Raw genomic sequence first — 21,544 nt, forward strand, 5'->3', positions numbered from 1 at the left:
TGACGGAAAAAGGTCATATAATCAATGTCGCAGGGATTCTAATGGAATGCAATCGACATCGTTTGTTTCATTAACCGTCAAGCACTGATTTTTAGATGAGTCTTTAAAAAAATGCACAGTTATCAGTTACTAACTGCGGAGACACATTTGACTTTAGTTTCATAAGATGTACAAGTCTCCCAATTTTATTGGAGTAATTATGACGGAGGTGAAAGATTTAGTGAATTTAATCAATCTTGTAGTTAACGGTCAATTTGACACTGGGACCGTAACCCCATGGTTCTCACAAGCTGCAACAATTAACGAAACATATAGCCACTCGGGATTTTTCAGTGCACAGTTATCAGGAGGGCCTACCAACTCTTTTCTCTCACAGTTTTTTACCATTCAGGAAGGAGAAAATCTAGAAGTCATTTATTCACTATCCAAGTTCGGTGCGCTGCCTAGCCCATTGGTTAGTGTATCCGTTGCTTTCTATGATGCGGCAATAAACTTCCTTGGAATGGGGTTAATCGCTATCAACTATAGTGGTCGAATTCCAGACGTAACATCTGAACAATGGCTGGAGTTGTATAACATTACTACTCCTGCTCCACAGGGAACTACGCAAGCACTTATTACAATCAGCGTGATCCCTCAAGCAGGAGCAGCTGATATCCTGGTCGATGATATTGGAGTCCTTCTGTTTAACGGCATCAGTGGACCTACAGGGCCAACTGGACCAACTGGACTTACAGGACCTAAAGGACCAACAGGACCAACCGGCGTAACTGGAGCCACTGGAGCCACTGGAGCCACTGGAGCCACTGGTGTAACTGGAGTAACTGGGGCAACAGGAGCCACTGGTGCAACAGGCCCGACGGGTGACATTTCGGCAATCGAAATTATTCCTACCGCAAACCGGTACTTTTATTTCCCACCTACAGATCTGGACTTATCCTCCTCTGTTACAATTCCTGCGGGGGAGTTCAGCGATGATGATGGAAACAGCGTTACCGAATTTTCTGGACTAGGCACAAACAGCTTTAATAATCTATTCATTAACGGTCTCGTGCAACCAGGCAATGCGTACAACGTAAGTCCCGACATGTTGTTCTTTCCTGCACAAAGCGGCACCATATTTGCCGGTACGCCGATCATTATTGAGACTGTACAATTTAATGTTCAAGTGTAAAATGGAATTCCCCGTTCCTTTGCCTTTACTACTTCCGAATCTACCACATACACTATTTTTAGGTAGGGAGGTGAGGAACCATGCCAATCGTAACCCTATATCAAAATAGTCTGAGATTCGCATCCACCTTTGATGCAGGGACAGGAACGGGGGCAACATGCTTTGTAAGAGCAGGCTAGTTTGTTCATAACGGGTCGCTAATCGGCGGGAATGCTTCACTTCTGCGGGATCCGCCAAGACTTCTTTTCGTTAGCTCCATCTGGCACAGCATCTCGTATCCGTTTACCGAGTCGTGGCATTGGCCACCAGTCACCTCAAAGCGCAGAGGATTGCCCAAAGCATCACATCCGCATGAATTTTGGTCGTCAATCCGCCGCGGGAACGCCCAATTGCTTGCTGAAGGCCCCCCTTCTTTCTCCCGTTCCATGCTTAATATTTTTCTACTGCTTTTGCAATAGCTTAAATTCGTTCCTATAAAAGTCAATCAAGCCGTCCCGCTTCATCCATGCAAGCTCTCTGGATAAAGCACTTCGATCTACATTTAAGTACTCGGCCATCGCTTCTCTATCAAAAGGAATAGTAAAAGTTTCTGTTCCAGTTTCACGCATAACTTTTGTTAAATAAGTTAAGACCTTATCCCGAATAGTAGGCATAATCAGACAATCATTTCGATCATGCAGTTCTAACGCTCGTTCTGCAATACTATCAAAAAGATTGCCAAGTAATTGTTCGTGTGCCATACATAACTTCGTACAACGGCTCAATATGCTTTTGATAGGAATAAACAGAACCTCAAGCGGTTCTATTGCCTGTACTGACATAGGGCATCTTCTTCCACGGCTAGCCGCTGTTAAAACTGCGGTATATCCACCCGGATAATGGAGGGATACAATAATTTGTTTTCCCGCAACGCTTAATTTCGTACTTTGAGCGCTGCCCTGCAATATGATGCCGACATCATCAACTAAATCGCCCTCACGGACAACCATCTCATCTTTTGCATATTCTTTCCGTGTGGCCGATAGGCATTTAAGCATTTGGGGAATATCATTTGGAGAAATCCCCGAAAATAAACGTGATTGACATAGGGAATCTAAGTTGTTCATGAGAGACTCCTCGTTGCACATGCAACATACTTTTTCTTTTTACCATACTATATTAATCATAAATACACAAAAAGTTAGTCACCTTTTCTGATGTCAGAATGGAGGAAAGACAATGCAAAAGAAAGAAACTGCAATAAAAGCGAGAAATCGACTTTTAGCCTCAAAGGTTATTAAAAATCTGCAAAGCAGAAAGTTTGAGGCTTATTACTGTGATAACGCCATAGAAGCTGTAGAAAAGGCACTATTATTTATTCCGGAACATTCTTCGGTATCATGGGGTGGGTCAGTTACGCTTGAGGAAATCGGGCTTCTTAATCGAGTGCGTCAAGGCAGCTATATAATCACTGATCGTGATAAAGCACAATCAATGGAGGAACGTTATGACCTCATGCGCCAAGCTCTTTTGTGCGACACCTATTTAACGAGCTTTAACGCCGTTAGCGAAGATGGCATATTGGTCAATATAGACAGTGTGGGCAATCGAACAGCGGCGATTACCTTTGGACCGAAAAGTGTTGTTGCTATCGTTGGGATGAATAAGGTTTGCAAGACCGCTGAAGACGCAGTTATAAGAGCCAGAACATATGCGGCCCCCATTAATGCATACCGCTGTTCGTGTTCGTCCAGCCCATTTTTACATTCGCCGCAAAAAACGCCCTGCTTGATCAATGGTGCTTGCGGAGATTGTAAAACAGATGATTGTATCTGTTCTTACATCGTCCAAACAAGAATGTGTAAACCGGCCGGGAGAATAAAGATTATCCTCGTTGGCGAATCTTTGGGATTTTGAATAAGGATTATAGTTTAATAGCTGCCAAACGACATATAAAAAAGCCCCCATTGCAAGGCGAGTGTGGTGTGAGGGTAGTTTTGGAACAATGAAAAGAAACTACGCAATGACTGAAGTGAGGCTAGGGGAAATGACCCCTAGCCTCACTTTGTCAACAGTCCCTTGAATAAGGTTTTTTGTTTATTGATTATAGTCTCTAAATCGAAATTGGGAACGAATATTGAGCAAGTGTACTATTGTGATTTTTGTATGGACAGCAGAAGCGGACTAAACCACTTATAGAACAATCTTCGATTGGTAGCCCACATAGTGACCCAGCCCATCCAAAACGTGACAATTTAATCCCTTCCCTCTCTAAAATAAAAAATACCGCTTTGATTGATGAAACCATGTGGTTTCATTAATCAAAGCGGCATGTGTTTCACACCGATAATTCTCTTTCAGATTAACAAAATCTGTACTATTGATCAAGAGGTTGGTTTTTTTGAGATCACAGTTTTCTAACGGCTAAGTCTGTCGAAATAATCGCACGAGCAGAACTTATCACTGGCAGCGATGAGGTCAGGGATTCGATCCTCGTAGGCGCCACAACTTGGTATGACTGCTCACCCGCCTTTGCAATTTCCAAACTTGGTTTGACCGGTGCTGAACATAAGGCGTTCAAATCACTCTTCAGGCAGTTCAAACACTTTAAGAACCCTACGAACCTGGCAAGAAGAGGTCGGCAATTATCATTGCTGTTAATGGGCAAGTGTGACGGAAGAAGGTCATATAATCAAAGCCATTATAATGTAGGGATCCTGATGGCATGTAATCGACATCATTTGTTTCATTAATCCTCAAGCACTGATTTTTAGATGGAGTCTTAAAAAATATACTGTTATCAGTTACTTACAGCGGAGACACATTTGACTTTAACTACATATGATGTACAAGTCTCTGATTTCATTGGAGTAATTATGATGGAGGTGAAAGATTTAGTGAATTTAATCAATCTTGTAGTTAACGGTCAATTTGAGACTGGGACCTTAACTCCATGGTTCTCACAAGCTGCAACAATTAACGCAACATATAGCCACTCGGGATTTTTCAGTGCACAGTTATCAGGAGGGCCTACGAACTCTTTTCTCTCACAGTTTTTTACTATTCAGGAAGGAGAAAATCTAGGTGTCATTTATTCACTATCCAAAATCGGTGCGCTGCCTAGCCCATTGGTTAGTGTATCCGTTGCATTCTATGATGCGGCAATAAACTTCCTTGGGATGGGGTTAATCGCTATCAACTATAGTGGTCGAATTCCAGACATAACATCTGAACAATGGCTGGAGTTGTATAACATTACTACCCCTGCTCCACAGGGAACTACGCAAGCACTTATTACAATCAGCGTGATACCTCAAGCAGGAGCAGCTGATATCTTGGTCGATGATATTGGAGTCCTTCTATTTAACGGCATCAGTGGACCTACAGGACCAACTGGACCTACAGGACCTACAGGACCTACAGGCGTAACTGGTGCGACTGGAGCGACCGGAGCAACAGGCGTGACTGGAGCGACTGGAGTAACTGGAGCCACAGGAGCGACTGGAGTAACTGGCGTGACTGGAGCGACCGGAGCAACTGGTGTGACTGGAGCCACTGGAGCAACTGGTGTAACTGGAGCAACTGGCGTGACTGGAGCCACAGGTGCGACTGGTGCAACTGGTGTGACTGGAGCAACAGGAGCGACTGGAGTAACTGGAGCCACAGGAGCGACTGGCGTGACTGGAGCGACAGGCGTAACTGGAGCGACTGGAGCAACTGGTGTGACTGGAGCCACCGGAGCAACAGGAGCAACAGGAGCAACAGGAGTAACTGGTGCGACTGGCGTGACTGGAGCGACTGGTGTAACTGGAGCAACTGGTGCAACTGGAGCGACCGGAGCAACTGGAGCGACCGGAGCAACTGGTGTGACTGGTGTGACTGGTGCAACTGGAGCAACTGGAGCAACTGGAGCAACTGGAGCAACTGGAGCAACTGGAGCGACTGGAGCAACTGGTGTGACTGGAGCAACTGGAGCGACCGGAGCAACTGGTGTGACAGGAGCAACAGGAGCAACAGGAGCGACTGGAGTAACTGGAGCAACAGGAGTAACTGGAGCGACTGGAGTAACTGGAGCCACAGGAGCGACTGGAGCCATCGGAGCAACAGGAGTGACCGGAGCCACTGGGGTGACAGGAGCAATCGGAGCCACCGGAGCAACAGGAGCAACTGGTGCAACAGGAGCAACTGGTGCAACTGGTGCAACTGGAGCGACTGGAGTAACTGGAGCAACTGGTGCGACTGGCGTGACTGGAGCCACCGGAGCAACTGGAGCAACTGGTGCAACAGGAGCAACTGGTGTGACTGGAGCCACCGGAGCAACAGGAGCAACAGGAGTAACTGGTGCGACTGGCGTGACTGGAGCGACCGGAGCAACTGGAGCGACCGGAGCAACTGGTGTGACTGGTGCAACTGGAGCAACAGGAGCAACTGGAGCAACTGGTGCGACTGGAGCCACCGGAGCAACTGGTGTGACTGGTGCAACTGGAGCGACCGGAGCAACTGGTGCCACCGGAGCAACTGGAGCGACCGGAGCAACTGGAGCGACTGGAGCAGCAGGCGTGACTGGAGCCACCGGAGCAACAGGAGCAACAGGAGTAACTGGTGCGACTGGCGTGACTGGAGCGACAGGCGTAACTGGAGCGACTGGTGTGACTGGAGCAACAGGAGCGAATGGAGTAACTGGAGCGACTGGTGTAACTGGAGCGACTGGAGCAACTGGAGTGACAGGCGTGACCGGAGCAACAGGAGCCACCGGAGCAACTGGTGCAACTGGTGCAACTGGCGTGACTGGAGCCACCGGAGCAACTGGAGCAACTGGTGCAACAGGAGCAACTGGTGCGACTGGCGTGACTGGAGCGACAGGCGTAACTGGAGCGACTGGAGCAACTGGTGTGACTGGAGCCACCGGAGCAACAGGAGCAACAGGCGTAACTGGAGCGACTGGAGCAACTGGAGTAACTGGAGCCACCGGAGCAACAGGAGCACCAGGAGTAACTGGTGCGACTGGCGTGACTGGAGCGACTGGTGTAACTGGAGCAACTGGAGCGACCGGAGCAACAGGAGCCACCGGTGCAACTGGAGCAACTGGTGCGACTGGAGCCACCGGAGCAACTGGTGTGACTGGTGCAACTGGAGCGTCCGGAGCAACTGGTGCCACAGGAGCAACTGGAGCGACTGGAGTAACTGGAGCGACCGGAGCAACTGGAGCGACCGGAGCAACTGGTGTGACTGGAGCGACAGGCGTAACTGGAGCAACTGGTGTAACAGGAGCGACTGGTGTAACTGGAGCAACTGGAGCCACAGGAGCAACAGGAGCAACTGGCGTGACTGGAGCCACAGGAGCGACTGGAGCAACTGGCGTGACCGGTGCAACTGGAGCCACAGGAGCAACAGGAGCAACTGGCGTAACTGGAGTAACTGGAGCAACTGGAGTAACTGGAGCAACTGGAGCGACTGGAGTAACTGGAGCAACAGGAGCGACTGGAGCCACCGGAGCGACTGGAGCGACTGGAGCCACCGGAGCGACTGGAGCGACTGGAGCCACCGGAGCGACTGGAGCCACTGGCGTGACCGGTGCAACAGGAGCAACAGGAGCCACAGGAGCAACAGGAGCAACAGGAGCCACAGGAGCCACTGGCGTAACTGGAGTAACTGGAGTAACTGGAGCAACTGGAGCAACTGGAGCAACTGGAGCAACAGGAGCGACTGGAGCCACCGGAGCAACAGGAGTGACCGGAGCCACTGGGGTGACAGGAGCAACCGGAGCCACCGGAGCAACAGGAGCCACTGGAGCCACTGGAGCAACAGGAGCAACAGGAGCAACTGGAGTAACTGGAGCAACAGGAGTAACTGGAGCGACAGGAGCTACGGGTGTAACAGGAGCCACAGGAGCGACAGGCGCCACAGGAGCCACAGGAGCGACTGGAGCAACTGGAGCCACCGGAGCAACAGGAGCCACCGGAGCAACAGGAGCAACTGGAGCAACAGGAGCAACTGGTGCCACAGGTGCAACAGGAGTAACTGGAGCAACTGGAGCAACAGGAGCAACTGGTGCAACTGGAGCAACTGGCGTGACTGGAGCGACCGGAGCCACTGGAGCGACTGGAGTAACTGGAGCCACTGGTGTGACTGGAGCCACCGGAGCAACAGGCGTAACTGGAGCAACCGGGGCAACCGGAGCAACAGGCGTGACCGGAGCAACTGGAGCGACCGGAGCCACCGGAGCAACTGGCGCGACTGGAGCCACCGGAGCAACAGGAGCCACCGGAGCAACAGGAGCAACAGGAGCAACCGGAGCAACAGGAGCAACAGGAGTAACAGGAGTAACTGGAGCAACTGGAGCAACTGGAGCAACTGGAGCGACTGGAGCAACTGGAGTAACTGGTGCGACTGGCGTGACTGGAGCCACAGGTGCAACAGGAGCAACAGGAGTAACTGGAGCAACTGGTGCAACTGGAGCCACCGGAGCAACTGGAGCGACCGGAGTAACTGGTGCAACAGGAGCGACCGGAGCCACTGGAGCCACAGGAGCCACTGGAGCAACAGGAGCCACTGGAGCAACAGGAGCAACAGGAGCAACAGGCGTAACAGGAGCGACTGGAGCCACTGGAGCAACAGGAGCCACCGGAGCAACAGGGGCAACTGGTGTAACAGGAGCAACAGGTGTGACAGGAGCCACCGGAGTCACAGGAGCAACAGGAGCCACAGGAGCAACTGGCGCTACCGGCGCTACTGGAGCAACTGGTCCTACTGGTCCTACAGGGCCGACTGGGTAACAGGTTTCTAAGAACAGTTGAACCAGGGAATTGCTTCAGATTCTTTATCCAACATCTCTAGTGGACTGCAACGGCGGAAGATATTATGAACTTCACAACATGACTTTATTTTGAATGGTACACATGTGGTTTCCAGACCATATAATACAGCACTGCAGAATGCATCTACGTTTCGTCGTCCAATTACAGATGTATTTCGATATATCGATATACCAGACTGACCTAAGTGTTATCTTGTTCTTCTCTTGGCTTCTTCGGAGAATACTTCCTCTTCGGGAGTATTCTCCTCTTCCTTCTCCTCTCTTATTATCTTTAATGAAGGGAACAACTCTCATGATTACCATAAGCCTTTGTATGATCGTAAAGAACGAAGAAGAAGTTCTTGCTCGCTGTCTGGACTCTGCCAAAGATATTGTCGATGAAATTAACATTATTGATACGGGCTCAACAGACCGTACGATAGAAATCGCCAAACAATATACGGACCGAGTTTTTCACTTTCCGTGGACTGGCAGCTTCTCGGAAGCGAGAAATCATGCTTTTACTTATGCAACGAAAGAGTACATTCTATATTTGGATGCTGATGACGTTATTCTTGAGGGAGACCGACAAGCATTTCTCGAGCTTAAAGAAACATTAGATCCAGCCGTGGATTCCGTCTCTATGTTTTACAATGCGGGCATGGATGAATTCGGAAACGTCACGCTTCGTTATCGCCGTAACCGTTTGGTTAAAACAGCTAAAAATTTTCAATGGCGCGGAGAGGTACACAATTATTTGGAAGTGAGCGGTTATGTTATCAACTCAGACGTGGCTATCACCCATAAGAAGACGGAGCACAAAGTCGGAAGAAACTTGAAAATTTACGAAACCAAGATCGCCCGAGGCGATACCTTCAGCGCACGAGACTATTTTTACTATGGAAATGAATTGAGGGAGAATGGTCATTACGAAAAAGCCATTGAGAGCTATGAGGAAAATTTGAAGCTTAGAGAAGGATGGGTCGAGGATAAAATCAACGCATGCATCAATATGGCAGATTGCTATCGTTTTCTCGGAAATATGCAGCAAGAATTTGCCTCATTGTGCCGCTCCTTCGATTACAGTAAACCCAGAGCTGAAGTAGCAAGCCGGCTTGGATATTATTTTTATCGGAAAAATGACTATCATACAGCTATTTTCTGGTATGACTTGGCCACAAAGCTGCCTGCCGATACGAATCAGTGGAGCTTCAGTTTTCCTGCCTACTGGACCTGGTACCCGCATCTTCATATGAGCGTTTGTTATTACCGTCTAGGTCTATTTAAGGAATCATACCTTCATAACGAAGAGGCCAGGAAATATAGACCTGATGACAAAAGTATTGTTCATAACAAAAAGCTGCTTGAGGAGAAGCTGAATATCACGGATGAACAGGAACAACTTTTATAACTAAAGCTAAACCGAATCTGTTGTAAATGATTTATAGGGAGGTTCTCTTTTCAACAAGAAAAGGGCTCCCTTTTTTATTTATCTAATTGCTCAAAATACGTTCATTAATTGAGAGTACGAGGCATTGAAATTGACGTTAGGTCAACTGATATAATCATAGCAAAACGAGACGGAGGGTTGTTATGAATCTAGTGAAAATAACTGAAGTCACGGAAAAATTCGGCATATCCTCAAGAACACTCAGATATTACGAACAAGTAGGCTTGCTGAAAAGCGATCGTCCGCCCTTTGAGAAGCACCGTTTTTATGACAGTGAAAATATCAATCGGCTGCAGCAGATTTTGGTGCTGCGGAAAATGCAAATTTCCATCAAGGATATTCTGCGGATTTACGAAAATCAGGACATGGAGACTTTAGTGCAAAGCTTTGTTAAGCGCATGGAGGAAATTGATGACGAAATCAGCACGCTATCCCAATTAAAAGCCTTTGTCAGCGACTTTCTGAATGCCATGACTGCCCATGGAATCACCCATATTTCTGCTCTGCCCTTACTCTATGAGAAGGCGCAAAAAGAGCTTCTCTCCGCTTCCAAGCAGGATCTGTCAATGGAAACCTTGAACACCATTTCGGATAAGCTGGCAAAGCCGCTGGAGATGGATATTGTGACATTGCCGCCAATGCTTATGATTACATCTATAAGAACGGACAGCAGGAAATCGGAAATAGAGAGCTTTTGGGACTGGTTTTCCGCCAATCAAATCCCCTTTGGTAAGCCGGGAAGCCGCACGATGTTTGAGTTTCAGAGCGGTGAGGATATTGTTATTATGCAGAAGCTTCCTGGCCAAATCTCTGACATGGAAAAGTGTAACGAATCAACAAAGGCATTCCCATTTGAATACAGAGAGTTTACGGGTGGCATGTTTGCGGTTTCGTCCACTTATGCAGATGAAGACTTGGGGGCCTTACAGTATCGGATGCTGCAAAGCTTTGACGATAACCCAAGCTTTGAGGTGGACTTTCTTCATAATGGCAGCTTACGTCATGAAGCGTTGATCGAGGCCGTGTTTTCCCCTGAAAACAATCGGGAGCGGATAAATATTTATGTCCCTGTACGACAGCGCAAGCCTAATTTTGTGGACTATCCTGAGTTTGAAATTACAGAGAGTATCACTTATGAAGAAATCGAAAGAGCTAACCCGATTCTGCAGGAATATGGTATTGATTTTCACAAAATCACGCCGATTTATGATCCCCATTTTACGGTTCTGGAGAATGGCGAGGCTGAATTTATCGCATGGATTTCCGAAAGGAAGCTGGATACCAATGTGGCCGTGAGACTCCCGTTTCGGGTTGACATGGAATTTTTGGCGGAGGAAGAGAGTGAAGAATACCTTTGGGGAACAACCGAGGGTAGCCTCTGGTTCTCCCACGGAGGTTGCACCTACACCATGAATGCCGAAAATTATGCCGATAAAGCTTTAAAGAAACATGCGCTTTCTTTTCAGCAGCCTGTTCTAGGGAATGCATTTTCCTATCCGGAAATCGGGAATATTCCCCATGACCGCTATAACAAGCTGACGTGGGTTGTGGGTGAAAAGCATTTTGCGGTCATTTTGAACGGCGAAGTCCGCTTTTGCGGCGTTAGCTTCCCTTATATGAATATGGACCTACACTTACATACACCGGAGACGATAATAATTGGTACAAACGGGCAGGGGAAAAAGCGGTTCCGCTCGATCAAAATTTCACAGCTGAAAACCTCAGCGAAAACAAATACAACGCAGGGGGCATTGAAAATGAATGTGAAGCAGAGTAATAACACACTGCCTAATTTAAGGCAGATCGTTCATCCCGAATACGGTCAGAATTATTGGTTCAACGGCTGTGCGAGCTACCTGATGGAATGTCTGGATGAACGGGATTTCGACTATTGGTTTTTTGCGGGGCTAACCGGGGAGAACTTCACGCAGATTTATTCGAAGAACTACTTTCGGGGTAGCGGCGTAGTGGATTACCGCCTGAGTGAAAAAGGGAACCATCACGTTATTGAAGAAATTTTTGAAAAATGTGGGTATGCGAGCACCTTTGTTCCGCTGAAGCAAATCCTGTCCAACCGTGAAATGTATGTGCAAATGCTCATGGCGTATATTGACAAGGGAATACCCATCATTCTAAATGATTATGGCAACAATCCGCATAACCGTTTTGGCTGGGGGGTGCTGGTAGGGTATGCTGATTACGGCAAAACCTTGCTCTATATGGGCGGCGACGGAACGGTGCCTGATTCCATATCCGTGGAAGATTTATTGCCAAAGGGATATGTAGAGCAGGACGATCATTGCCATGGCTGGCTATTTATCGGTGAAAAACAGGAAAGCAAAGACTTGGCTGGAATCTATCGGGAGCGGATATTATCTCTGCCTCAGCTGCTCACTTATGAAGGCGAGAACTATTGCTTTGGAGTAAAAGCATTTCATGCATGGGCAGATCACATTGAAAAAGGTTATTTCGAGAAAATTACGCCGGAAGAATTCGACAACTGGGGGATGCACACGGTTTACGTTTGCTGTCTTGCCACCAACAGCGGCGGTTGCAAGGGCTTTTTAGATAAGGCGCTTGCCTTGGATCCAAATATGACATTTATTAGCAGTATTGTTGAGCTTTATCGCAAAACAGGCCACTACTGGAATGATGACAACGGTACGGATTTAGAGGCTTTGGGCGGAGGCTTTAATGTTACCCTAGAGGCATTGCAGAATAAAAGCAAACGTAAGAAGATTGCTGACAAGCTAAGGGCTTTTGCGGATTGTATGGATGGGGTTTCGGCTTTAATTGAGCAGTTTAAGGCAAAATGACATGAAAAAGAAAAAATTTAAATCAAGCACTTATTAAGGAGGACTTTTTATGAATTTCAGAATCATTTCACTGCCTCCATTCAAGGCGGTAACATCAGGATTAGACAAGGTTGGTGATTTTTCCGATGATGGGATTTTGAGAAGCTTTGACAAGTTTTTTTCAAGCGTGACACCTAAACCGAGCGAGAGCTTTATGCCCAGGGACTTCCTTTATTACGATGAAGAACAGCAGGGAATGGTTTGGCTTTGGGCATTAACGGAAAACGGAGAAACAGGTGGCTTTGAAACCATGGATTTCGACGGCGGGCTGTACATCACCTTTGCTTATCCTGACCGTGACGGGCAGGCACATGACAAGCTACAAAAGGAAGTGCTCGATTACGTTGGAAATTCTGATTTTCTTGAGCTTGATATCCGGCCGAATCACTATTCCATGGGGCATATCATTACGCCGAAGGCTGTTATGGAAGCACAGGGCTGGGGGCAGATGGAGGTGTTTATTCCTGTAAAGATTAGTAGCTAAATGCCGGCACGGGGAGAGGGAAAACTCGGCTGCCTCAAAATGGAGGACATAGGATGAATTCGTTCCAAGCCCCAAGCAGATTACTGGATAAGAACCATCGTCCCACTATAACGGCTGTCTTTATATCCCGGATTGGGATGGCGATCTGGTAGTGCTCTCAAAGGATTGGACGGGTGAGGTAAGCGGGTATGGGAGTTTGGTGCGGAATTTCGTATAAAGAGCGGGCGGGGCGATCAGATACTGCGGTATTTGGGTGGACGAACGGATATTTGTATGGAATTTCGTATAAAGATCTGCTTGTGCGGTTGCTATGAGGGCATTTGTACGAAATGTCGTATAAAAAATCCTGTATGGAGGGTAAAATCGGAAATTTTGTACGAAATATCATATAAACAGCAGTAATTTAGACGCCGACACGTGACTTTTATACGGAAAAACGTACAAATCCCCGCTGCTCATCTTTTTCTTGAAATTGGAACGGGAATGACATACTATAATTATTAAATCTAGATATGACTGGCGAAGCACGCCCGGTATTCCTTTAGTGATAAAGGATGACCGGGTATTTTTTTGAGCAAAAATGGGGAATTGAGGTGAAAAAGTTGAGTTTTCAGGTTGAGCACGATCAGTGGATTGAAAGTCATTTAGCCAGGCGGCAAGGAGATCGAAAAGATGCGCTGAGGAGAGGGCATGGTTATGGGAACTGTTTATTTGCAGAAAAAGTTTGGTGGCCGCTTATGGGACACTTTAATGGCTTGCATCCCGAATACGAGGTGAAGGATTGGAGGGGACGGTCTTATTACACGGATTTCATGTGGAAATTGGGTGAGTACTTTTTCGTGTTCGAGATTATGGATTACGGTTCGCATGGGCAGGATCGGACGAAATATCGCATGGATTTGAATCGTGGACTCTATCTGCAATCGCAAGGTTTTCATTATATTGAGATTTCATTGGATGAGCTGAAGGAAAACCCTTTATTCATTGTAGCTATGCTTCGCGGTATATTGACGCCATATTTGGTTGCGCCGACGGGACAAGAAGGGGGCGTTCTCCGTAAATTCGGGAGAATTGAGCGGCAACTGATGCGTCTGGCCATTCGTCACCATCGGATGATTCGCCCTGCGAAAGCCGCCAGAGAGCTGGAGCTTCACAAGGAAACGGTCATCAAGTATTGTCGGCTCCTTGTAGATAAAGGGAAATTCCGTGCGGTGCCCTCCGGGGCTACAGGTCGGGTTTACCAATATGAATATTTAGGCTCAACGCAAAGTCCTGATTTAATCTGAAAGGGACGGCGTATAGCGTATAAATGTCCAGAGATATCATTAGTATCCTCCAGGTAACTACCCCACTTCAAAGTGCGTACTTCCGGCTCGTAGCATTCATCTTTACAATAAGGTCAATTGAATGACTTAGGAGGCTACTAACTATGAAATTGCAGCTGGCATTGGATCTTGTAAATATACCGGATGGAATTGCACTTGTGAAAGAGGTTGAGTCCTACGTGGACATTGTTGAAATCGGTACGCCGATTGTAATTAATGAAGGCTTGCACGCAGTAAAGGCGATGAAGGATGCCTTTCCTCATCTGGAGGTGCTGGCCGATCTGAAGATTATGGATGCCGGCGGGTACGAAATCATGAAGGCAGCCGAGGCGGGTGCGGATCTGGTAACCGTACTGGGCGTATCCAATGATATGACGATCAAGGGTGCAGTGGAAGAAGCCAAAAAGCAGAACAAAAAGATTTTGGTGGACATGATCAACGTGGCGGATCTTGAGAAGCGGGCGCGTGAAGTCGATGCGCTCGGCGTTGATTATATTTGCGTACACACCGGATATGATCAACAAGCGGTTGGAGAGAACCCATTCGAAGATCTGCTGACGATCAAACGTGCCGTGACAAATGCCAAGACTGCGGTTGCAGGCGGGATCAAGCTTGAGACCTTGCCTGAGGTAATTAAAGCTGCCCCCGATCTTGTTATCGTTGGCGGCGGCATTACCGGCGCCGAGGATAAAGCGGCAGTGGCGTCCGAAATTCAACGCTTGATCAAGCAAGGCTAAGCAGCATGAGCAGCACACATTATGCCACCGAAATTCTGAAGGAGCTGGAACGGACGCTTACTCGTATTAGCAATACGGACCTAGAGGCGATGGCAGGGCTTATGCTCCGATCAGAAAAGGTGTTTATTGCCGGGGCTGGCCGATCCGGACTCATGGGAAAAGCATTTGCCATGCGTTTGATGCATATCGGACGGCAGGTCTATGTGGTGGGCGAGACCGTGACGCCTGGAATTGGCCCGAATGATCTGCTGCTGCTATGCTCCGGGTCCGGAGAGACGGGAAGCCTGGCATTGATGGCAGAGAAGGCTGTTAGGATCGGGGCAAGGGTTGGACTGATTACCATCAAGCCGGAATCCACCATCGGACGACTGGCAGAAGCTATTGTTCAGGTTCCGGCATCAGCCAAGGAGGACACAGCTGCAAGCGGAGCGGCGATCACAATTCAGCCGATGGGTTCTCTGTTTGAGCAAGGACTTCTGCTCTGTCTGGATGCTTTGGTATTAACACTGATGGATATAGAAGGCATTACGGGGGCAGATATGTTTGGCCGGCATGCCAATCTGGAATAAGAAGCTATAAGATCGGAGCTCCTGGGCGAACAGGACTCCGGTCTTTTTTCATTGCTGTTTATTGAATGGAACGTAAGATGCGGGTTTTGCACTAGTCCATCACTGTAGTAAAATAAATATACATTTGAGTCTGAAAATGAATAAACGAGAGGAGGTTCTGATGCATGGCCTCTGAAGTGAAAGAACGAATCAATCTACAGGAAATCAACTGTGAAAAAGAACTGACTCTTGCTGTGATTGGCGGCAAATGGAAGCTGATTATACTATGGCATCTTGGTCTGGAAGGAACCAAACGATTCAGCGAGCTGAAGAGACAAATCCCTCATATTACACAAAAGATGTTGACGAACCAGCTCCGCGAGCTGGAGGAAGACCAATTACTGGAGCGGAAGGTGTATGCCGAGGTACCGCCGCGTGTAGAATATTCGCTTACAGAATATGGTCAGAGCTTAATGCCTTTGTTGAAGGCGATGTATGACTGGGGTAAGGAATACGGAGAAAATGTCATTTGGAATTCGAATCAAGAAGCAGGAACCCAATAAGGGGAATGGGGCGAAGGGATGTGCGGGGAGATGGAGGATTTCAAAGCGGAGGCCACTGGGACGGAATCATTTGTGAGCAAGGACCGCATTGCTGTAGTAACAGGGGCAAGCGGCGGGATGGGGCGGGCAACAGCGGCTCTGCTCGCAGCCGAGCATGGCATGAAGGTTCTGTTATTAGTTCGGGATGCCAAGCGGGGCCAGGCAGCAGTCGATGAGGTGAATCGCCGAAGCGGTCGCAACGATGCGGAGATGGTATTGGGAGATTTGGCTTCCTTTGCTAGTATTCGTGCGGCGGCAGCCGAAATTGCGGAACGGGTCGATCATATCGACGTCCTTGTCAATAACGCGGGAGTGGTTACGATCAAGCGGGAAGTGACGGAGGATGGCTTCGAAAGGCAGCTTGGGGTTAATCACCTGGGTCATTTTCTGCTGACAGGGCTGCTGATGCCCCTCCTATTGCGCAGCACCGCAGGACGAATCGTTGTAGTCTCCTCCGGCGCCCACAAGATTGGGCGAATGAATTATGAAGATCCAGGCATGAACAGAGGCTTTAAAACCTGGAATGCCTATGGTCGCTCCAAGCTGGCGAATATCTGGTTTACCCGCGAACTGGCAGCCCGGCTGGCCGCGACGAAGGTAACGGTGAACGCCCTGCATCCGGGTGCCGTCTCGACTGACATCGGCGTCAATCGCCAAACCGGGTTCGGCAAAATGGTGCACAAGCTGCTGCGTCCCTTTTTCCTTTCTCCGGAGGAAGGCTCCTCTACGGCCATATTCCTTGCCACTGCTCCGGAGCTGGCGGAGCAATCCGGCGGTTATTATTATCGCAAGAAGCGGATTTCTCCGTCCACGCGAGCGGAGGACTCCAGTGAAGCATCACGGTTCTGGGCATGGAGCGAACAGGCGACTGGATTTCAATGGGTGGGATTTGAAAGGGAGCATACCGAACATTGATTAAATGAATTCAGCATCATATCCCAGTAAAAACAAGCGCACATGGCCTATCATGTGCGCTTGTTCGACTGTTACCTTTAACGAGATCTACACGATGGAATCCAGGTTGTCAGCCAGCCGATGAATGGGTCTTTTCGCTGGCTGCTGCAAATGGTACAGAAATGAAGGGCGCGGCTGAGCTATTAATTGCTTGTCCACCGCCCCTAGCTCATGCAGATTACCCAATCGTGCAGATAACATGCTCGGCGTCACCTGCTGCAAAGCCTGACGGATATCTTGAAAGTGCTCATGTTTGTAATGCAGCGCGAGCAAAACGGGCATATTCCAGGCTTTAGCCGACAATCTGCCGTATCCCAGCTCAAGCTCGGCTGCTTGGAGCATCAGAGCTGCCTCCCGGAACAGCCGGCCCTTTTCTGTCAGCACATATTCGGGCAGCGCGGGATGACGCCGCTCATAGGGCGATAGATGCCGGAGCAGACCGCTTTCCGTCATCCGCTTCAGATTGTCGCTTAAACGTCCCGGAGATATTTGCAAATGATGCTGTATCGGGGTGAAACGGCCCCTGCATTTCTCCAGTGATACTAGAATAGGCACCGTCCATTGTCCCGAGAGCTCTTGCGAGAGCTGAAGAACTTGACCTTGCGTACTCAGAGCGGACTCAATTCCTCGGATAACATCAGGCTGTGTCCGTCAGGATCCACAAAAGTCGCCAGCTTTGCCATATCGGGTACGGTCTCTGTCTCACCGATGAAGGTTACGCCCTTTTGCTCCAAGGATCGTCTGGAGGTCTCAATATCATAAACCTCAAATACGGTGGATGATGTGGAAGGAATAACCTCTTCTGCCTCGGAGAATCCGATAATACAATCCTTCGTAGTCGTATTTACCATAGCCATTCCAGAGTCAGCATCATGAAAGACAAGCTCGAATCCCAATAGCTCCTTGTAAAAGTGGATTGTGTCTTTCAAGCTCTTCACGCTGTACCATATGGTTACGCCTGGTTTAAACATAGAGCACCTCCAATAGATTAATACCGATAGTATATCAAGTATTATTTCGGTAGTAAATGATTCGTACCTAAAATGGTCCAGGGATTTTCATTAATATGAAAAAGGCCTCGGTAAATGTCATATTTAGGGTGATATACTGAGGCTAACATGATATTAGGGGGTTATATCCATTGAATCGTAAAGTGGATTTCAAGAAGGATTTCAAGCAGCTGTATCTGCCGAAGTCGTCTCCAGAGATTATACAAGTTCCGAACATGAATTTTATAATGGTGGAGGGCTCCGGAGACCCAAACGGAGAGGAGTTCTCTAGGGCGGTTGAGGCTTTGTACAGCTTATGCTATGCCGTAAGGATGTCATACAAAAGCAAGGATGTGCCGGAGGGTTACTACGAATATACTGTTTTTCCGATGGAGGGGGTCTGGGATTTAGTGGATCGAACCAAACCCTCAACGGACAAAAGCAACTACAAATACACATTGATGATACGCCAACCGGATTTTTTGACGGAGCAAGGATTTCAGCGGTTTCTGGAACAGGTAAAAGGGAAAAAGCCCAATCCGTTTCTGGAGACCGTCCGTTTTGAGTCCATGGAAGAAGGTCTATGCTGTCAAATGCTGCATATTGGCAGTTACGACGGTGAGCCGGCGAGCTTTGCCCGAATGGAAGCCTTTTGTGCAGAGAATGGTTACAGCCGCACTAGTAAACTGCATCGGGAAATCTATTTGTCCGACCCTCGAAAGACAAAGCCGGAGAAGCTAAAAACGGTGTTAAGATTCCATGCTGAAAAGAGCAGATGAGCGGTATCAGGCTTTTGCAGAAGCAAGGGGGTTGCTTTCTCGTTTACGACTCCGGAAATAAAGAGTAGACAGCGCCATTACCGGGGCGAAATAGATGCACCAAAAGATAAGAGCGATTACACCAGACATATCAGATTCGCCGCCTTGCTTAAACACGTTAAACATCGGAAGAAGCACGCAAACCGGGAAAAATGCCCCATGGATAAGGAACATATATTTCATCACCCGCTCTTTTCCAGTTTGTGCACGGATGGTTAGGCCGATGAGAAAGGTGGATAATGCCATTAACCCGTACCCCATGATGTCGAATCCGAACACCCAGCTGCCAGGCGTAAAGGTGATTGCTTCGATGACCGCCGGACTTGCAGACTGATGGGCAACGGTCGTCAATTGCGAATAATACACGAAGTTCGTAAAAACCGAATAAATAACTGCAATCGCCACGCCTCCCAGAGCAACTCCTTTCTTATCTTCTTCCGCTTCCTGAGCGAATGCGCAGGCCAGCAACACATAGGCCCAGCCTAGCAACAGGCATACGAAATAGCTAAGCCCACCGTTAAAAGTAACAAGTCCAATCAAAAATAGAATCGTACAACCTCCGGCGATGATGGATGAATAAAAACCTAGCTGTTTATTCATTGGAATCTGTCCCCTCCCATTTCATATAGTTCATGATGACATCTATGAACCGGTCTCTTTGAACCTTGTCGTCAAACTGGTATCCGAATAGCTCTTCACTTAGTTCCCTTCTCAGAAAAACAGCCTGCAGGACCGAGGTTATCATAAACATCAGCAAGGTTTTGTCCTTGTCCGGAAAATTCACGTCTTTTAGGGATAGGCCAAATCCTTTCACGGTTTGCATTGTATTATCGAATGTTTTCGGTGTTTTAAAATCGCCAAGAATAGAGATTCGTGCGACGGATGGATTACCCGCTAAGAAATCGGCAACCGATTTTACCACGTTTTTTAGTTGCTCAATGCGATTCAAATTCCCGTTCATATCTGGCTTGAATTTGGATATGACCTCGCCGATAATTTGCTGAACAGAAACCTCGATCAGATTGTCTTTGGTTTGAAAGTGATAATTGATCAATCCTATTCCTACATTGGATCTTTCGGCGATGGTTCTTACGGTCAGTTCTTCGGTATTCCCGCCGCTTTCTTGAATCAATTCTATAGTTGCATCAACAATTGCTTTTTTAGCATCATTTCTTGGGACCATCATGTCCTCCTAACTGAACAATGATTTGAACGTTGTTCAGTGATTAATATAGCAAAACTTCCCTCATTTGTCTATGCAAAAATAACCATTTCAATCGCCTAAATATCATGCGCCTTATAATGAGAAATCTCTGGCTCAGGATGAATGTTAACCGATTTGCTGTCAGCCGGGTGATAGTGTCGGTCCCTTCTATGTTCTGACCGTGACCTGAGACGACATGTCCGCAATGTCGGCCAAGTCCTGTTCGAAGGATTCATAGCGGAACAATTGCTCAATGTGGAACACGCCCGGTTCCATTTCGACGGCATAGAGCTTCCTTGCCAGCAAGACAGCTACCCGTGCCGTGATCGCCGCCTCTTCAGTGCCCTGCAGAAAGCATTCCGCATGGGCAGGCAGGCCTTTCAATTCACCGTAGGCATCAATTTTGAGTGCGAACAGGGGATTGCCGAGCTTCATAGCACTGAACAGGCTGACAGCCCCATTCCGGATCCAACCCACGTTTAGCATGTTGAGGATTCCAATACGTTTTAAGACGCTCATAAACCAGGTAAGAAAGGTATGATCGAAGCAGAGCCGGGTTGAAACGTCAGGCACTTGCACAGTCCTAGGTAGAATATGCTGGTCGGCAAAATTAAAACGATATGCTGTACGACGTCCCAAATTACCGCCGAAGTCGGTTTTTCGCCCATCTGTTAAGCTGGAGTGCGGCAGGCTTTTTCCTTGCGTTATCGTATGAAAGTCTCTACGCAGATTATCTATTGTCCATTCAATGGCTGCTTTGCCATGGGAATCGCCTAATCCAAGCATGAGGGAGATGTTGATATTGTCCGTCTTATCCAAGAGCCTGGCAGCCTGAAGAGACAATAGGTTTGTTAAACCCGGGGCAAGTCCGACGCTCAGGATGGCTGTTGCGCCGTTTGCAGCTGCTAGTGGATGAAGCCGCTCGACTTGAGACAGAAACCGATAGTCGGCAGATACATCTATATACCGTATCCCCTGCTTCAGGCACACTTCGACGAATGCCGTATTTTGCTGGTCCAGGCACATAATTACTAGCTTAACTCCAGCCAGCAATTGCTCGTCCGGTACTTCGCGTATATCGATTTGCATCGGTTGAACCCGTCCATCTGTGGCCTGGCTGAAGGCATCTGCCCGGGAGAGTGTTTTACCGGCTGCATAGACCTTGCCCGGATAGCTCTTCGCAAGCACTTGGCATATGCCTTGTCCGACATGTCCATATCCGCCAATGACGACAATTTGGTCTCTTAACATGATGATTCCTCCAATGACTTAACTTTTGATTTAGTTTAATATCTAAACTAAATATCCAAAAAAAATTACTTGTCTAACATGCGGTTTAATATATTTATACTTTTTTCGAACACTTCAATTTCTTGTTCTGTCAACTGTGAGCGAAGCTGGTTATAAAAGGAGTTACGTCCCGCTTCATGGGCTAGATAAGCCTCCTTTCCCATGTCGGTGAGTGACAGGAGGGAGCTTCTTGAATCGGTGGGATGCGGAGAGCGCAGGACTAATGATTTCGACTCCAGCCGATCAACCAGTTGGGTGATTGCTCCCTTGGTTACGCCAAGACGTGCAGCCAATTCACTCATGAGGATGGCTCCATCATAGCCGATGGCATCAATAGTA

19 protein-coding genes and 1 pseudogene are annotated in these 21,544 nt (G+C 47.9%); 12 read left to right on the forward strand and 8 right to left on the reverse strand.

The genetic code is table 11. The features are described 5' to 3' along the window. The first annotated feature begins 199 nt into the window (after positions 1–199). Positions 200–1,174 carry an NTTRR-F1 domain gene (locus TX85_RS03515; RefSeq protein WP_187375128.1) on the forward strand — a complete coding sequence of 325 codons (975 nt, stop codon included), beginning with the start codon at positions 200–202 and terminating at the stop codon, positions 1,172–1,174. Between the two features lie 321 nt (positions 1,175–1,495). On the opposite strand, the pseudogene TX85_RS26465 reads toward TX85_RS03515, so the two are convergent. Continuing rightward, positions 1,496–1,594 (reverse strand): annotated as a pseudogene (locus tag TX85_RS26465) (IS5/IS1182 family transposase); the annotation flags it as partial. Positions 1,595–1,614: 20 nt separating this feature from the next. Continuing rightward, the gene (locus TX85_RS03520) at positions 1,615–2,280 is read right to left on the reverse strand and encodes a Crp/Fnr family transcriptional regulator (RefSeq protein ID WP_044477749.1); all 666 of its coding nucleotides are present in this window, start codon (positions 2,278–2,280) and stop codon (positions 1,615–1,617) included. A gap of 112 nt (positions 2,281–2,392) precedes the next feature. Between TX85_RS03520 and TX85_RS03525 the strand changes: the two genes are divergently transcribed. The 10 genes from TX85_RS03525 to TX85_RS03575 all read left to right on the forward strand — a co-directional run bounded on the left by TX85_RS03525 (position 2,393) and on the right by TX85_RS03575 (position 16,865). Next, positions 2,393–3,070 (forward strand): lactate utilization protein, encoded by a 678-nt coding sequence (locus TX85_RS03525; RefSeq protein ID WP_044477750.1) that lies wholly within the window; start codon positions 2,393–2,395, stop codon positions 3,068–3,070. Between the two features lie 962 nt (positions 3,071–4,032). After that, complete coding sequence (locus TX85_RS03530; protein ID WP_044479770.1) at positions 4,033–7,929, forward strand: NTTRR-F1 domain; 3,897 nt, start codon at positions 4,033–4,035, stop codon at positions 7,927–7,929. A gap of 333 nt (positions 7,930–8,262) precedes the next feature. Further along, complete coding sequence (locus tag TX85_RS03535; RefSeq protein WP_044477751.1) at positions 8,263–9,360, forward strand: glycosyltransferase; 1,098 nt, start codon at positions 8,263–8,265, stop codon at positions 9,358–9,360. A 182-nt stretch (positions 9,361–9,542) separates the two neighbouring features. Continuing rightward, positions 9,543–12,215, forward strand: a complete 2,673-nt coding sequence (locus TX85_RS25200) for a MerR family transcriptional regulator (protein WP_049894774.1) — start codon at positions 9,543–9,545, stop codon at positions 12,213–12,215. Between the two features lie 49 nt (positions 12,216–12,264). Beyond that, the gene (locus tag TX85_RS03550; RefSeq protein WP_044477754.1) at positions 12,265–12,738 is read left to right on the forward strand and encodes a GyrI-like domain-containing protein; all 474 of its coding nucleotides are present in this window, start codon (positions 12,265–12,267) and stop codon (positions 12,736–12,738) included. Between the two features lie 737 nt (positions 12,739–13,475). Further along, on the forward strand, positions 13,476–14,024 hold the full coding sequence (locus tag TX85_RS03555; RefSeq protein ID WP_233500595.1) for a hypothetical protein: 549 nt from the start codon (positions 13,476–13,478) through the stop codon (positions 14,022–14,024). A 143-nt stretch (positions 14,025–14,167) separates the two neighbouring features. Further along, positions 14,168–14,800 carry a 3-hexulose-6-phosphate synthase gene (gene hxlA, locus TX85_RS03560; protein WP_044477755.1) on the forward strand — a complete coding sequence of 211 codons (633 nt, stop codon included), beginning with the start codon at positions 14,168–14,170 and terminating at the stop codon, positions 14,798–14,800. Between the two features lie 5 nt (positions 14,801–14,805). After that, the gene (gene hxlB, locus TX85_RS03565) at positions 14,806–15,369 is read left to right on the forward strand and encodes a 6-phospho-3-hexuloisomerase (protein ID WP_044477756.1); all 564 of its coding nucleotides are present in this window, start codon (positions 14,806–14,808) and stop codon (positions 15,367–15,369) included. 164 nt (positions 15,370–15,533) lie between these two features. Further along, positions 15,534–15,911 carry a winged helix-turn-helix transcriptional regulator gene (locus TX85_RS03570; protein ID WP_044477757.1) on the forward strand — a complete coding sequence of 126 codons (378 nt, stop codon included), beginning with the start codon at positions 15,534–15,536 and terminating at the stop codon, positions 15,909–15,911. A gap of 30 nt (positions 15,912–15,941) precedes the next feature. Further along, a complete protein-coding gene (locus tag TX85_RS03575) occupies positions 15,942–16,865 on the forward strand; it encodes an SDR family oxidoreductase (protein ID WP_044479772.1) in 924 nt (307 codons plus the stop codon). An 87-nt stretch (positions 16,866–16,952) separates the two neighbouring features. Here the strand turns inward: TX85_RS03575 and TX85_RS03580 are convergent, their stop codons facing one another. Both TX85_RS03580 and TX85_RS03585 read right to left on the reverse strand, forming a co-directional pair. Next, on the reverse strand, positions 16,953–17,537 hold the full coding sequence (locus tag TX85_RS03580) for a winged helix-turn-helix transcriptional regulator (RefSeq protein WP_316244887.1): 585 nt from the start codon (positions 17,535–17,537) through the stop codon (positions 16,953–16,955). Then, positions 17,513–17,875, reverse strand: coding sequence for a VOC family protein (locus TX85_RS03585; RefSeq protein WP_044477759.1), 363 nt, complete (start codon positions 17,873–17,875; stop codon positions 17,513–17,515). The genes TX85_RS03580 and TX85_RS03585 overlap by 25 nt, the downstream gene beginning before the upstream one ends. A gap of 170 nt (positions 17,876–18,045) precedes the next feature. On the opposite strand from TX85_RS03585, the gene TX85_RS03590 reads away from it, so the two are divergent. After that, the gene (locus TX85_RS03590) at positions 18,046–18,672 is read left to right on the forward strand and encodes a GyrI-like domain-containing protein (RefSeq protein WP_044477760.1); all 627 of its coding nucleotides are present in this window, start codon (positions 18,046–18,048) and stop codon (positions 18,670–18,672) included. Positions 18,673–18,678: 6 nt separating this feature from the next. On the opposite strand, the gene TX85_RS03595 is transcribed toward TX85_RS03590, so the two are convergent. The 4 genes from TX85_RS03595 to TX85_RS27245 form a co-directional block, all read right to left on the reverse strand. After that, positions 18,679–19,311, reverse strand: a complete 633-nt coding sequence (locus TX85_RS03595) for a hypothetical protein (RefSeq protein WP_044477761.1) — start codon at positions 19,309–19,311, stop codon at positions 18,679–18,681. Continuing rightward, positions 19,304–19,894 (reverse strand): TetR/AcrR family transcriptional regulator, encoded by a 591-nt coding sequence (locus TX85_RS25205; protein WP_049894775.1) that lies wholly within the window; start codon positions 19,892–19,894, stop codon positions 19,304–19,306. Before TX85_RS25205 ends, TX85_RS03595 begins: the two co-directional genes overlap by 8 nt. Before the next feature lie 189 nt (positions 19,895–20,083). Beyond that, positions 20,084–21,166, reverse strand: coding sequence for a saccharopine dehydrogenase family protein (locus tag TX85_RS03605; protein ID WP_044477762.1), 1,083 nt, complete (start codon positions 21,164–21,166; stop codon positions 20,084–20,086). A gap of 65 nt (positions 21,167–21,231) precedes the next feature. Continuing rightward, positions 21,232–21,544, reverse strand: a 313-nt coding sequence (locus tag TX85_RS27245; RefSeq protein ID WP_044477763.1) for a MarR family winged helix-turn-helix transcriptional regulator, incomplete at its 5' end; no start/stop codon positions are given.

This window comes from Paenibacillus antibioticophila, assembly GCF_000455265.1.
In the GTDB taxonomy this organism is placed as follows: Bacteria; Bacillota; Bacilli; order Paenibacillales; family Paenibacillaceae; genus Fontibacillus; species Fontibacillus antibioticophila.